Source organism: Pseudomonas citri (assembly GCF_025336485.1).
GTDB lineage: Bacteria > Pseudomonadota > Gammaproteobacteria > Pseudomonadales > Pseudomonadaceae > Aquipseudomonas > Aquipseudomonas citri.
The window spans coordinates 154447-168899 of the sequence record NZ_JAODAB010000001.1 but is presented as its reverse complement, the minus strand read 5'-3'; the positions used below and the strand labels follow the sequence as shown (position 1 = coordinate 168899).

Annotated in this window: 11 protein-coding genes; 1 reads left to right on the top strand and 10 read right to left on the bottom strand. The window is 62.9% G+C overall.

Annotated elements, in window-relative coordinates; all coding sequences use genetic code 11:
• Positions 1–37 precede the first annotated feature (37 nt).
• Positions 38–1153, top strand: coding sequence for a PilT/PilU family type 4a pilus ATPase (locus N4Q37_RS00780; RefSeq protein ID WP_260954502.1), 1116 nt, complete (start codon positions 38–40; stop codon positions 1151–1153).
• 15 nt (positions 1154–1168) lie between these two features.
• Here N4Q37_RS00780 and N4Q37_RS00775 read toward each other — a convergent pair whose 3' ends face one another.
• The 10 genes from N4Q37_RS00775 to N4Q37_RS00730 form a co-directional block, all read right to left on the bottom strand.
• A complete protein-coding gene (locus tag N4Q37_RS00775) occupies positions 1169–3124 on the bottom strand; it encodes an acetoacetate--CoA ligase (protein WP_260954498.1) in 1956 nt (651 codons plus the stop codon).
• 149 nt (positions 3125–3273) lie between these two features.
• Positions 3274–4050 (bottom strand): 3-hydroxybutyrate dehydrogenase, encoded by a 777-nt coding sequence (gene hbdH, locus N4Q37_RS00770; protein ID WP_260954496.1) that lies wholly within the window; start codon positions 4048–4050, stop codon positions 3274–3276.
• A 7-nt stretch (positions 4051–4057) separates the two neighbouring features.
• On the bottom strand, positions 4058–5449 hold the full coding sequence (locus N4Q37_RS00765; RefSeq protein ID WP_260954494.1) for a GntP family permease: 1392 nt from the start codon (positions 5447–5449) through the stop codon (positions 4058–4060).
• A gap of 302 nt (positions 5450–5751) precedes the next feature.
• Positions 5752–7167 carry a sigma-54 interaction domain-containing protein gene (locus N4Q37_RS00760; protein ID WP_260954493.1) on the bottom strand — a complete coding sequence of 472 codons (1416 nt, stop codon included), beginning with the start codon at positions 7165–7167 and terminating at the stop codon, positions 5752–5754.
• Between the two features lie 48 nt (positions 7168–7215).
• A complete protein-coding gene (locus N4Q37_RS00755; protein WP_260954491.1) occupies positions 7216–8796 on the bottom strand; it encodes an ABC transporter ATP-binding protein in 1581 nt (526 codons plus the stop codon).
• 53 nt (positions 8797–8849) lie between these two features.
• The gene (locus tag N4Q37_RS00750; RefSeq protein ID WP_260954489.1) at positions 8850–9872 is read right to left on the bottom strand and encodes an ABC transporter permease; all 1023 of its coding nucleotides are present in this window, start codon (positions 9870–9872) and stop codon (positions 8850–8852) included.
• Positions 9872–10930: a microcin C ABC transporter permease YejB gene (locus N4Q37_RS00745; protein ID WP_260954487.1), complete on the bottom strand. Its 1059-nt coding sequence runs from the start codon at positions 10928–10930 to the stop codon at positions 9872–9874. The genes N4Q37_RS00750 and N4Q37_RS00745 overlap by 1 nt, the downstream gene beginning before the upstream one ends.
• Positions 10930–12798, bottom strand: coding sequence for an extracellular solute-binding protein (locus N4Q37_RS00740; protein WP_260954485.1), 1869 nt, complete (start codon positions 12796–12798; stop codon positions 10930–10932). Before N4Q37_RS00740 ends, N4Q37_RS00745 begins: the two co-directional genes overlap by 1 nt.
• A gap of 152 nt (positions 12799–12950) precedes the next feature.
• A complete protein-coding gene (locus N4Q37_RS00735) occupies positions 12951–13232 on the bottom strand; it encodes a peptidylprolyl isomerase (RefSeq protein ID WP_260954483.1) in 282 nt (93 codons plus the stop codon).
• 70 nt (positions 13233–13302) lie between these two features.
• Positions 13303–14169, bottom strand: coding sequence for an esterase/lipase family protein (locus tag N4Q37_RS00730; protein WP_260954482.1), 867 nt, complete (start codon positions 14167–14169; stop codon positions 13303–13305).
• Between the last annotated feature and the right edge of the window lie 284 nt (positions 14170–14453).

The window sequence follows — 14453 nt, the reverse complement described above, 5'->3', positions numbered from 1 at the left end:
AGCTGGTTTCATTGACGTCTCGCGGAAGTTTCAGATCATGGAAATCGATCCTTTGTTACGCATTCTGGCGAGCCAGGATGGCTCCGACCTTTACCTGTCCACCGGCGCGCCGCCGTGCGCGAAATTCGAGGGGGTGCTCAAGCCCCTGGGCAACCAGGCCTTCAAGGTCGGCGACATTGCCGGGCTCGCCGAGTCCTTGATGGACGCCGAACAACGCCTTGAGTTCGATCGGGAACTGGAAATGAACCTGGCGATCTCCCTGTCCGGCGTCGGGCGGTTCCGGGTCAATGTCTTCAAACAACGCAACGACGTGTCCATGGTGATACGCAACGTCAAATTGGATATCCCGCGCTTCGAAGACCTGAAGCTGCCCAAGGTACTGCTCGAGAGCGTCATGCAGAAGCAGGGGTTGATGCTGTTCGTCGGAGCGACGGGGTCGGGCAAGTCGACCTCCCTGGCGGCCTTGATCGATTATCGAAATCGCAACAGCAGCGGCCACATCATCACCATCGAAGACCCGGTGGAATACATCCATCGCCACAAAAAATCGATCATCAATCAGCGCGAGGTCGGTGTCGATACCCGCAGTTTCCATGCCGCCCTGAAAAACACCCTGCGCCAGGCGCCGGACGTGGTGCTGATCGGTGAGATCCGCGACCGCGAGACCATGGAACATGCGCTGTCCTTTGCCGACACCGGGCACTTGGTGATCTCCACCTTGCACGCCCACAACGCCAACCAGGCCCTGGACCGGGTGGTCAATTTCTTCCCAGAAGAGCGCCGTCCGCAACTGTTGAATGACCTGGGCAACAACCTCAAGGCATTCGTCTCCCAGCGCCTGGTACGCACCCGCACCGGCCAGCGCCGGGCGGCGGTGGAAGTGTTGCTGGGCTCGCCCACGGTGGCCGACCTGATCCGGCGCAACGAGTTGGGCGAGCTCAAGGGCATCATGGAAAAGTCCGAGGAACTGGGGATGCAGACGTTCGATCAGGCGCTGTTCAACCTGGTGGTCGAAGGGGCCATCGATGAGGAAGAAGCGCTGAAGAATGCCGATTCGGCGAACAACCTGCGGTTGCGGCTCAAGCTGCATGCCGAATCGGGCGCGGGGACGCCACCCGATCCGTCGGCGGGGGAGTGGGGTTTGATGGATTGAGTAGGTCTGCTCAGGTCAGTCGGCCAACTCCGGCCGATCCCGAAACTGCTCCAGCGCCTCGGGGTTGGCCAGGGCGTCGGTGTTCTTCACTTTCTCGCCATGCACCACATTGCGCACCGCCAGTTCCACCACCTTGCCGCTGATGGTCCGTGGAATGTCATTGACCGTGACGATCTTCGCCGGCACATGACGCGGCGTGGTGTTGCTGCGGATGACCTGGCGGATCTGCTGCTCCAGGGCCTCGTCCAGCGTCACGCCATCGCGCAGGCGCACGAACAGTACCACTCGCACGTCGCCCTGCCATTGCTGGCCGATGGCGACGCTGTCCAGCACTTGCTCGACCTTTTCTACCTGCCGATAGATTTCCGCCGTGCCGATACGCACGCCACCCGGGTTGAGCACCGCGTCGGAGCGGCCATGGATCAAGAAACCGCCGTGGGGCAGTTCTTCGGCGTAATCCCCCTGGGCCCAGACGCCGGGGAACTGGCTGAAATAGGAGGCTCGCAGTTTTTCCTGGCGCGGGTCGTTCCACAAGCCAATGGGCATTGACGGGAAATGACGGACGCACACCAATTCACCTTTTTCGCCGATGACCGCCTGGCCGGCGTCGTTCCAGACCTGCACCGCCATGCCCAGGCCCTTGCCCTGCATCTCTCCCCGGCGCACCGCCGACAGCGGGTTGCCGTTGACGAAGCACGAAACGATGTCGGTGCCGCCGGACATCGAGGCCAGGCTGACGTCGGGCTTGAAGTCGCGGTACACGTAATCGTAACTGTGGGGCGCCAGGGATGAGCCGGTGGACAGGATGCTTTTCAGGCTGCCCAGGTCGTGGCTTGTCCGCGGCTTGAAGCCCTGGCTTTCCAGGGTCGCGAGGAATTTGGGGCTGGTGCCGAACACGCTGATGCGCTGTTGGTCGATCAGGTCCAGCAGGCGTTCGGGGCCGGGGTGAAACGGCGAGCCGTCGTAGAGCACCACCACACTGCCCACGGCGAGGGCCGAGACCAGCCAGTTCCACATCATCCAGCCGCAGGTGGTGTAGTAGAACAGCCGATCGGCGGGGCCGAGGTCGACGTGCAGGCCATGTTCCTTGACGTGTTGCAGCAACACGCCGCCGGTGCCGTGGACGATGCACTTCGGCACGCCGGTGGTGCCGCTGGAATAGAGGATGTACAGCGGATGGTCGAACGGCACGCTGACGAATTCCGGTTCGCCACCGCGTTGATAGAAACCGTCCCACAATGCCACGGCGGCTTGGGCTCGGAAGTCTTCGACACGGGCATCAGGCAACGCGTAGGGCAGCACGATCAATTGCTGCAACGACGGCAGCCGATCGAGGATTTCATTGACCTTGGGCCGCTGGTCGATGACCTTGCCGGCGTAGCGATAACCGGCGCAGGTGATCAGCACCTTGGGTTCGATCTGGCCGAACCGGTCGATGACCCCTTGGGTGCCGAAGTCTGGCGACGAACACGACCAGATCGCTCCGAGGCTGGTGGTGGCGAGCATGCCCACCAGGGTTTGCCAGGTGTTGGGCATGCAAGCCGCGACCCGGTCGCCCTGGGTCACGCCCGCCGCTCGCAGGCTTTTTTGCAGGCCGGCGACGTGGGCGGCGAGTTCGGCCCAGGTCAGTTGTTCCTGGCCGCCGTTTTCGTCGAGGGCGACGACGGCCACCGCGTCATCCCGGCGGCGCAGCAGGTGTTCGGCGAAGTTCAGCGTCGCCCCCGGGAACCAGCGGGCGCTGGGCATTTGCGCGCCTTCGAGCAACACGTCGGTAGGCGGCTGGTGAAAGCGAATCTCGAAGAAATCGACGATGGCCTGCCAGAAGGCTTCGCGCTGATCGATGCTCCAGGCATGCAGGGCCGGGTAGTCGTTGAGTTGCAGCTGATGTCGCGCGTTGACGAACCGGCGAAAGGCGTTCATGCGCGACTGGGCGATACGTTCGGGGCTGGGTTGCCAGAGGATGTCGGACATGGAGGGCCTCTTGTTTTTTTATCTACACACAAACTATAGAGCGACCTAATCCTGTGGCGAGGGGAATTGTCTGTGGGAGCCTTGCTCCCACAAGCCGGGGCGGTGCGACGTTTCGTTAAATCCCCTCGCCACAGCGGATCGCAGGGGATTTACTGCGCCAACCACCCCCCATCGATATTCCACGCCGCGCCGCGCACCTGGCTGCCGGCCCCGCTGCAGAGGAACAGCACCAGCTCCCCCAGTTGCGGCGGGGTGACGAATTCCAGGGAGGGTTGTTTCTCGGCCAGCAGGTCATGCTGGGCCTGCTGCGGGTCGACGCCGGTGGCGATGCGATCATCGATCTGCTTTTGCACCAGTGGCGTCAGCACCCAGCCGGGGCAAATGGCGTTGCAGGTCACGTTGCTGGTGGCGGTTTCCAGGCCGACCACCTTGGTCAGGCCGATCACCCCGTGCTTGGCGGCGACATACGCGGCCTTGCCCACCGAGCCGACCTGGCCGTGCACCGAGGCGATGTTGACGATCCGTCCCCAACCCCTGGCGCGCATGCCCGGCAGGCTCAAGCGGGTGGCGTGGAACACCGAGGAGAGGTTGATGGCGATGATCGAGTCCCAGCGCTCCACCGGAAAGTCCTCCACGGCGGCCACGTGCTGGATGCCGGCGTTGTTCACCAGGATATCCACGCCACCGAACTCGCGCTCGGCGTAGGCGAGCATGTCGGCGATCTGCGCCGGGTCGCTGACATCGGCCGGATGATGGCCGACCTTGCCGCCGAACCGTTGCACCTCGGCGATCACCGCCGAAGCATCGCCAAAACCGTTGAGGATCAGGTGGGCGCCGGCCTTGGCCAGGCTCAGGGCAATGCCCAGGCCGATGCCGCTGGTGGAACCGGTGACCAGGGCCGTCTTGCCCGAAAGGGTTGTCGTCATTTGAACCTCACACAATGCCAGTGGCGTAGAACACACCGATCACGAAGAACACCGCGAGGGTCTTGATCAGCGTAATGCAGAAAATGTCTTTGTAGGCTTCGCGGTGGGTCAGCCCGGTCACGGCCAGCAGGGTGATCACCGCGCCGTTGTGCGGCAGGGTGTCCATGCCGCCGCTGGCCATGGCGGCCACCCGGTGCAACACCTCCAGCGGAATGTTGGCGGCGTGGGCGGCGTTGATGAAGGTTTCGGACATGGCCGCCAGGGCGATGCTCATGCCGCCCGAGGCGGAGCCAGTGATCCCCGCCAGCAGCGTCACGGTCACGGCTTCGTTGACCAGCGGATTGGGAATACTCTTGAGCCAGTCGGCCAGCACCAGGAAGCCCGGCAAGGATGCGATGACCGCGCCGAAACCGTATTCCGATGCGGTGTTCATCGCCGCCAGCAACGCACCGCCCACCGCGCTTTTGCTGCCTTCGGCCAGCTTGCTGTGAATGGCCCGGAAGCCGAACAGCAGGACCAGGACGATGCCCACCAGCAATGCGGCTTGTACGGCCCAGATCGCCGTGAGCTTGGCAACGTCGCTGGTTACCGGTGCCGCCATGCCCGGCAGCGCCAGGCTGTGGGTCTTGCCGTACCACTGGGGAATCCACTGGGTGAACAACAGGTTCATGATGCCCACCGCCAGCAGTGGCGAGACGGCGATCCAGGGGTTGGGCAGGCGGATGTCCTCGGCGGTTTCCGGTTCGTTGCGCAGTTCGCTGCCGTAGCCTTCACCCACGCGCTGGGCCTTGTTGCGCTGGCGCTGGAGGAACAGCATGCCGATGCTGAACACGAAGAGTGTGCCGATCACACCCAGCCATGGCGCGGCCCAGGCGGTGGTGTTGAAGAAGGTGCTGGGGATGATGTTCTGGATCTGTGGCGTGCCGGGCAGGGCGTCCATGGTGAAGGAGAACGCACCGAGGGCAATGGTGGCCGGGATCAGCCGCTTGGGGATATTGCTCTGGCGGAACATTTCGGCGGCGAACGGGTACACCGCGAACACCACGACGAACAGCGATACGCCGCCATAGGTCAGCAAAGCGCAGACCAGCACGATCACCAGCATGGCTTGACGCGTGCCGAGCAGGTGAATCGCCGCCGCGACGATGGAGCGGGAAAAGCCCGACAGTTCGATCAACTTGCCGAACACCGCGCCGAGCAGGAACACCGGGAAATACAGTTTGATGAAGCCGACCATTTTCTCCATGAACACCCCGGTGAAGGTGGGGGCAACGGCGGACGGATCGGTGAGCAGGACGGCACCGAGGGCGGCGATGGGGGCGAAGAGAATGACGCTGTAGCCGCGGTAGGCGGCAACCATCAGCAGCGCGAGGGCTGCCAAGGCAATGATCACACTCATGGTGTGTCTCCTGGATTGTTATTGTTGTGGTGAAGCGGTGGGAGAGGCTTTAGCTAGATGTGTGCCAGGTTTGTAACTAATTGAAATGTAAAGAGATTGTTGGGTTTTGCAAGGCGACTTGAAGGGGTTTGTCTCTGTTTTGAGATTTTTGCGTTGTGCGGGTTCATCGTCGGATCGCCGCCCGGAGCAGGCTGGCTCCCGCAGGGGACGGTGGACTGCTCAAAATTGTGGGGGCGGGGCGGCTCGCAATAAGCGCGGAGCGCTCTCAAGAGAACTGTCTAAATTTAGAGATCGGAGTCTCTTTATTGAGACTCCGCCATTCCCAACGCCACCATCTTCTTGTACAAGGTCGACCTTCCCAGCCCTAGTCGCTCGGCCGCTTCGACCACCTTGCCACCGCATTGCGCGAGGGTGGTTTCGATCAGCTGCCGGTCGAATCGCGCCCGGGCCTGGCTGAAGGTTTCCTGCCGCAACGGCTCGTGGCTCGGGCCTGGCGCTCGGGTCACCGGTATGAAGGTGCCAATGGCGGCGCGGATATCGGCCGCATTGAGTTGCAGGTTGTCGCTGAGCAACGCGGCCCGTTCCAGTACGTTGCGCAGCTCGCGGATGTTGCCCGGCCAGGCATGCTGCGCCAGCAGGTCCAAGGCGTCCTGGTTCAGCTCGTGCTGGCTGCGCAGCTCTTCGAGGATCGCCTCGCTCAAGGCTGGCACATCATCCAGGCGCTCGCGCAACGGCGGGACCTGGATCGGCAGCACGTTGAGACGGTAATACAGGTCGGCGCGAAACTCACCGCGACGGATCGCCGCCTCAAGATCCGTGGACGTGGCGGCGATCACCCGTACATCGCTTTGCAGGACCTCGTTGGAGCCCACCGGTTCGTATTCCTTTTCCTGCAACACCCGTAGCAGTTTGCTTTGCAGCGGCAACGGCATGTCGCCGATCTCGTCGAGGAACAGCGTGCCGCCCTGGGCGATTTGCAGTTTGCCGACACGTCCCTTGCGATCGGCGCCGGTAAAGGCGCCGGGGGCGGTGCCGAAGAATTCGGCTTCCAGCAGCGACTCGGGGATCGCCGCGCTGTTGATGCTGACGAACGCCTTGTGCGCCCGTGGCGAGGCGCTGTGGATCGCCTGGGCCAGCAACTCCTTGCCGGTGCCGGTTTCCCCCAGCAGCAACACCGGCGAGTCGGTGCTGGCGCTGCGGCGGGCGCGACGCTTGACCTCAAGGCCCGCCGCGCTGGTGCCGATGAAATGGGCGAAGTTGTATTTGGTTTGCCGTGCCCGCAGCAGCGAACGGGTGGAGGCCAGCTCTTGCTGCATGCTCTGGTAGCGCTTGAGCATCGGCGACAGGCTGTGCAGCTCACCGAACAAGGCAAAACCGATGGCGCCGATGACCGCGCCGGCGCTGTCATGGATCGGCAGGCGCATGACCACCAGCGGTTCCTTGGGCATTTCCTGCATGTCCAGCAGAATCGGCCGCCCGGTGCGCACCACTTCCCGCAACAGGCTGCCGGGGATCACGCTTTCGCAGGCCCGGCCGATGGCTTCCTGCGCCGAGTTCAGGCCAAAGCGCCGGGCGTAGCGCTCGTTCATCCAGACGATGTTTGCATCACGGTCGACAATCACCGTGCCTTCGCTGGACTGCTCGATGATCTCGAACAACGAACGGATCGCCAGCGTGCGTACGCGCTTGTAGTCCTTGAGGCTTTCGGTGGGGTTCATGGGGCTGATCCGGGTTTTGTCTTGCCGTCAGGTCGTCATCGCACGGCATTATGCCCATCCGGGATGCGCCGCCGCCAACAACTCTTTGGTGTACGGATGCCGGGGGGAGTCGAACACGTCGTGGCTGGCGCCTTGTTCCACCACTTTGCCGTCCTTGATCACGATCATGTCGTGGGCCAGGGCGCGGATCACCGCCAGGTCGTGGCTGATGAACAGGTAGGTCAGGCCATGTTTTTCCTGGAGCTGGCGGAGCAGGGCGACCACTTGCTTCTGCACGGTGCGGTCCAACGCCGAGGTCGGTTCGTCCAGCAGGATCAGCGCCGGTTTCAGTACCAGTGCCCGGGCAATGGCGATGCGTTGGCGCTGGCCGCCGGAGAATTCGTGGGGGTAGCGATGGCGGCTCTGCGGGTCGAGGCCGACCTCCTTCAAGGCCTGGATCACCTGGGCTTCACACTGCTCGGGGCTGGATGGGCTATGGACCTCGAGGCCTTCGCTGATGATCTGCTGCACCGACATCCGCGGACTGAGGCTACCGAATGGGTCCTGGAACACCACCTGCATCTGTTTGCGCCACGGCCGCAGTTCCTTCTGCGAGAGCTGGTCGAGAGCCTCGCCCTTGAAGCGGATGCTGCCTTCGGACTCGATCAGCCGCAGGATCGCCTGGCCGAGCGTGGACTTACCGGAACCGGACTCGCCGACGATGCCCAGGGTCTTGCCGCGCTGGATGCTCAGGCTGATGCCGTCCACGGCGCGCAGGTATTCCTTGCGCTGGAACAGCCCGCCGCCGAGGGCAAAACTCACTCGCAGATCCTGCACGCGCAGCACGTCTTCGCGTTCGTCCCGGGGCAAGGCTTCACCTTCCGGTTCGGCGTGCAGCAGTTCGCAGCTGTAAGGGTGCCTGGGGGCATTGAACAGTGTCTCGCAAGGCGCCTGTTCGACGATTTCTCCGGCCTTCATCACGCACACCCGTTGGGCGATGCTGCGCACCAGGTTCAAGTCATGGCTGATCAGCAGCAGGGACATGCCGAGTCGTTGCTGCAACGATTTGAGCAGCAGCAGGATCTTGCGCTGCACGGTCACGTCCAGCGCGGTGGTCGGTTCGTCGGCGATCAACAGTTCCGGCTCGCAGGCCAGGGCCATGGCGATCATCACCCGTTGCCGCTGGCCGCCGGAGAGTTGATGGGGGTAGGCCTTGAGTCGTTCGACGGGGTTCTGGATGCCCACCAGGGCCAACAGTTCCAGAATGCGCTGGCGCGCCGCTTTACCGCCCAGGCCCTTGTGCAGCATCAGGGTCTCGCCGATCTGCTTTTCGACGCTGTGCAGCGGGTTCAGCGAGGTCATCGGCTCCTGGAAGATCATCGCGATGCGGTTACCGCGCAGCTCGCGCAGGGTCTGGGCGTCGGCGCCCACCAGCTCCTGGCCTCGATAGCGGATGCTGCCGCTGGTGCGGCTTTCGGTTTGCGGCAGCAGTTGCAGGATCGAATGGGCGGTCACCGACTTGCCCGAGCCCGATTCACCCACCAGGGCCAGGCATTCGCCGGGGCGGATGTCCAGGCACAGGTTGCGCACCACCGTCTGTTCGTTGAAGGCCACGCTCAGGTCGCGGATTTCGATCAGGTTGTCACTCATTTCAATATCTCGCCTCATGACGCTGCATCAAGATCGTGGATCAAGATCGTGGATCAAGATCGGGGATCAAACGCGTCGCGCAACGCTTCGCCGATAAACACCAGCAGGGAAAGAATCAGCGCCAGGGTGAAGAACGCTGTCAGCCCCAGCCAGGGCGCTTGCAGGTTCTGCTTGCCCTGGCCGATCAATTCGCCCAGCGACGCGCTGCCGGTCGGCATGCCGAAGCCGAGGAAGTCCAGGGCCGTGAGGGTGGAAATCGCCCCGGTGAGGATGAACGGCAGGTAGCTCAGAGTCGCATTCATCGCATTGGGCAGGATATGCCGCACGATCACCTTGCGGTCGGTCAGGCCCAGGGCCCTGGCAGCCTTCACGTATTCGAGGTTGCGCCCGCGCAGGAACTCGGCGCGGACCACGTCCACCAGGGCCAGCCAGGAAAACAGCGCCATGATCCCCAGCAACCACCAGAAATTCGGCTCCACGAAGCCCGACAAGATGATCAGCAGGTAGAGCACCGGCAGCCCGGACCAGACTTCCAGCAAGCGTTGCCCCAGCAGGTCCACCCAGCCGCCGTAATAGCCCTGCAACGCACCGGCGGCGATGCCGATCAGCGCGCTGATGGCGGTCAGTGCCAGGGCGAACAGGATCGACACCCGCGCGCCGAAGATCACCCGGGCCAGCACGTCCCGGGACTGATCGTCGGTGCCTAGCCAATTCACCGATGTGGGTGGGCTCGGCGCCGGTTGGTTGAGGTCGTAGTTGGGCGTGTCGTCGCTGAACGGAATCGGCGGGAACAACAGCCAGCCGCCGTCCTTGTGGATCAGGTCCTGCACGTAGCTGCTGCGGTAGTCGGCCTGGAACGGCAGTTGCCCGCCGAACACCTGCTCGGTGTAGCGCTTGAACACCGGGAAATACAGCGAACCTTGGTAACTCACCACCAGCGGCTTGTCGTTGGCGATCAGTTCGCCGCCCAGGGTGAGGGTGAATAGGCCAATGAACAGCCACAGCGACCACCAGCCCCGACGGTTTTTCTTGAAACGCTCCAGACGCCGGCGGCCCAAGGGCGAAAGTCTGAACATCAGGCGTTCCTCGCGGCGAAGTCGATACGCGGGTCCACCAAGGTGTAGCAGAGATCGCCGATGAGTTTGATGAGCAGGCCGAACAGCGTGAAGATGAACAGCGAGCCGAACACCACCGGATAATCCCGGGACACGGCGGCCTCGTAGCTCATGCGCCCGAGGCCATCGAGGGAAAAGATCACCTCGATCAGCAGGGAGCCGGCAAAGAACACGCTGATGAACGCCTGGGGAATGCCGGACACCACCAGCAGCATGGCATTGCGGAACACATGGCCGTACAGCACCCGGCGTTCGCTCATGCCCTTGGCCCGCGCCGTGACCACGTACTGGCGGGTGATTTCATTGAGGAACGAATTCTTGGTCAGGATCGTCAGGGTGGCGAAACCGCCGATCACCAGCGCTGTCACCGGCAATACCAGGTGCCAGAAGTAATCGACGACCTTGCCCAGGGTCGACAGCGATTCGAAGTCGTCCGACACCAGGCCGCGCACCGGAAACCAGTTCAGCGACGTGCCGCCAGCGAACACCACGATCAGGAACATCGCGAAGAGAAAGGCCGGCATGGCGTAGCCAATGATGATCGCCGTGCTGCTCCATATGTCGAATGCCGAGCCATGGTGCACCGCCTTGCGGATACCCAGGGGGATCGACACCAGGTACGTGAGTAGCGTGGCCCAGAGCCCGAGGGAAATGGTCACCGGCATTTTTTCCAGGATCAGGTCGGTGACCGTGGCGCCGCGAAAGAAGCTCTTGCCGAAATCCAGCCGGGCGTAGCTGCTGAGCATCAGCCACAAGCGCTCGTGGGCCGGCTTGTCGAAGCCGTACTGTTTTTCGATGTCCTTGATCAGTTGCGGATCGAGGCCGCGACTGGCCCGGGAACTGCCGGCCATGGCATTGCCCGAGCTGCCGATACCGGCGCCGCCGATGCCTTGCAGGTGGGCGATGGCCTGTTCCACCGGACCGCCCGGGGCGGCCTGGACGATGACGAAATTCACCAGCAGGATGATCACCAACGTCGGGATGATCAGCAGCAGGCGCCGCGCGATATAGGTCCACATCAATGCCGCCCTCCGGGTGCGCCGCGCTTGATACGCTCGGCGGTCATCTGTTCGTTGGTCAGCGGCGTGGTGCTGATCTCCCACCAGCTCTCGATGGCTTCGTCATTGCTAGCCTGCACCTTCGGGATGCCGAAGCGGTTCCACCACACGGTCGAGCTGCCCGGCGGGTAATAGTTGGGAATCCAGTAGTAGTTCCATTGCAGCACCCGGTCCAGGGCGTGGGCATGGCGCAGCATGTCGGCCTGGGTGGTGGCTTTGACCAGCCCGTCGATCAGCGCGTCCACCGCCGGGTTCTGCAAGGCCATGTAGTTGTTGGCACCCGGGTCGTTGGCCGCCGCCGAGCCGAAGTAGTTGTAGAGCTCCATGCCGGGCGAGGTGCTGACGGGGTAGCCGGTGATGATCATGTCGTAGTCGCGGCTCATCAGGCGGTTGACGTACTGGGACGGGTCGATGCGGCGGATGCTCATGTCGATGCCGATCTGCGCCAGGGTGCGCTTGTAGGGCAACAGCAGGCGGTCGATGCCGTTCTGGCTGTTCAGGAAGGTAAAGCTCAAGGGCTCGCCCTCGGCATTGACCAGGCGGTCGCCGTCGGGTTTCCAGCCGGCCTGTTCCAGTAACGCCAGGGCTTGCAGTTGCTTGTCGCGGATTACGCCGCTGCCGTTGGTTTTCGGCGCCTGGAATACCTGGGTGAAGACTTCATCGGGGATTTTCCCGCGCAAAGGTTCGAGAATCGCCAGCTCGCCTGCATCGGGCAGTTCTCGGGCGGCGAGGTCGGTGTTGGAAAAGTAACTCTGCTGGCGCACATAGAGGTTGCGCATCATCTGGCGGTTGCTCCACTCGAAATCCCAGAGCATCGCCAGGGCCTGGCGCACACGCCGGTCCTGGAATTGCGGTTTTTGCAGGTTGAACACAAAACCCTGGGCGGTCTGCGGTGCCTCGGTGGCCAGGTGGGCCTTTTGCAGGCGACCGTCGCGCAGGGCGGGGCTGTCATAACCGATGGAAAAGCCGGTGGCGGAGAATTCGCGGTTGTAGTCGTAGGCACCGCCGCGCAACACCTGGCGGGCGACGTCGGTGTCGCCAAAGTACTCGATACTGAAATGGTCGAAGTTGTAGAGGCCCCGACTGACCGGCAGGTCCTTGCCCCACCAGTCGGCATTGCGCTCGAAGGTGATGCTGCGCCCGGAATCGACCTTGCTCACCCGGTACGGGCCGCTGCCCAATGGTGCCTCGTAGCCGCCGCCATTGGCGAAGTCGCGGGTTTTCCACCAGTGCTCCGGGAAGACTGGCAGGGTGGCGATGTCCAGGGGGAGGGTGCGGCTTTCGTTGTTCTTGAAGTTGAAGCGAACGGTGCGTTCGTCCTCCACCACGACGTCCTTGACCGCCGCGAACTGGGTCCGATAACGCAGGCTGCCCTGGGTCATCAGCAGCTCGAAGCTGTAGCGCACGTCCTGGGCGGTGATGGGCTTGCCGTCGGCGAAGCGCGCCTTGGGATTGAGGTAGAAACGCAGGGACAGGCCATCGTCGGCACGTTCCATCTTCTGCGCCACCAGGCCGTAAACGGTATAAGGCTCATCCAGCGAACGCTGGGCCAGCGGTGAATACAGCATCCCGTCGATCTGGCTGACGCCGATGCCTTTGTCGATGTAGGGCAGGATATGGTCGAAGTGGCCGATCTCGACGGCCGAGCGGCGCATCGTCCCGCCCTTGGGGGCCTGGGGGTTGGTGTAGGCGAAGTGGCCGAAGCCTTCGGCGTACTTGGCCGGTTCACCGTAGACGGTCAGGGCCTGTTGCGGTGCTGCATCGACGCCGCCGGCGGCTGTCAGCAGGGCCACGGCAGTCAATAGCAGTGAAGGGAGCGCCAGTCGCATTGTCAGCCTTAGAGCCGGGTGATCGATGACAGGATTTGTACGCGAGCGGCGCGTGAATCGCCAGCGCTGTGGCGAAGGGATTTATCTGTGGGAGCAAGGCTTGTGGGAGCAAGCCATGCTCCCACAAGGGGCTTCATGCCGATAAATCGGAATCAATCCTGGCGGCTGGTCACTTCCAGCAGGTGGTAGCCGAACTGGGTCTTGACCGGGCCCTGGACCACATTGATCGGGGCGCTGAACACCACAGTGTCGAATTCCTTGACCATCTGGCCTGGACCGAACGAGCCCAGGTCACCGCCCTGGCGGCTGGACGGGCAGGAAGAGTTGGCCTTGGCAACTTCGGCGAAATCGGCACCGGCTTCGATCTGGGCCTTGAGTTCGTTGCACTTGGCTTCGGTGGACACCAGGATGTGGCGGGCAGTGGCTTTGGCCATGGGGAAAATTCCTTTCGATTCGTTAAAGGCATTGAGCCTACCGGATTCATCCAGTACAGGCCACCGGCGATCAAAGACCGGCGTTGCGCAGGCGTTCGGCGTGGCGCACATACAGCATCGCCGGGTCCGCGCCCTTGGACGCAGGGACGGCCGTCGGGTTGAGCAAAGCCAGGTGGTCCAGCGGATAGTCGGAACGGATGACCTTGCCCAGATGCGAACTGAAACGTCCGACAATGCCGTCGTTCTGCCCGGCTTCGGTAATGAAATACTCGGAAAATGCCCGGCAGAAACGCTCCGTGGATGTCGTGGCGCAGGAAGGCTGTTGCAGCGTGCCGCTCCAGGAATAGTAGCGCACCCCGTTGACCACGGCGGGCCCGCTGCCACCCCAGTTTTTGGGTAAACCTTGAGGGTATCGGTCATTGAACGCCCCGACACCTTCGGTGGTCAGGGCTGCCAACGAGGCGACGGCACAGGGTGAAAGCTGCGGCTGGCCGCTGAGCTGGCAGGTGAAGTCGGCAAAAAGCGTGGCGACAGTGTTTGCCACGCGCTCCGGCAGGCGTCCCGGGGTGAGTGCCTTGTGCAGGAAGTCCGCCAGTTCGGAGCCATGGTTGGGACCGCTGACCGAGGTGACCGAGGCAATTTTTTCGGGGTTCCGGGCGGCGGCATAACGGGCGGCCAGGGCTCCGTGGCTGTGGCCGATGAGGTTGACCCGGGTGACGCCGGTTCCCGCCAGGACACGCTCGACCTGGGCCAGCAGTTGTTCGCCCCGGGCTTCGCTGGAGTGGGTGGCGGACAGGTGCGGGATGAACACCCGGGCGCCACCGTTGCGCAGTGCCTGCTTGATGGCGTGGAAGAGTTCGAAGCCGTCGATCCGGTCAAACCCGAACAATCCATGGACCAGCAGGATAGGAAATCGAGTGATTGCATTCCGTTGCATGTTCGTACCTTTTTCGAAGAGGTTCATCTTGAATTCGCCTCCTCACTCTAATGCAGGCTCCTGGCCGTCGGTGTAGGAGGAAGCCGAGGGGGCCTGCTGAAACCGGAATAAAAAAGGTGGGAAGAATCAGGCGGGGAGGTCGAATGACGGGCAAAGTACCTGGATTCTTCCGATAGGCGCCGTCGTTCGGCAGCTACAGCTTCAAGGGAAAGAAGATCACGCGCGCTGTCGTCTTGTCCGACTGCAGGTTTGGGCTGGCTGGGCTTTAATGATTTCTCCAGGTA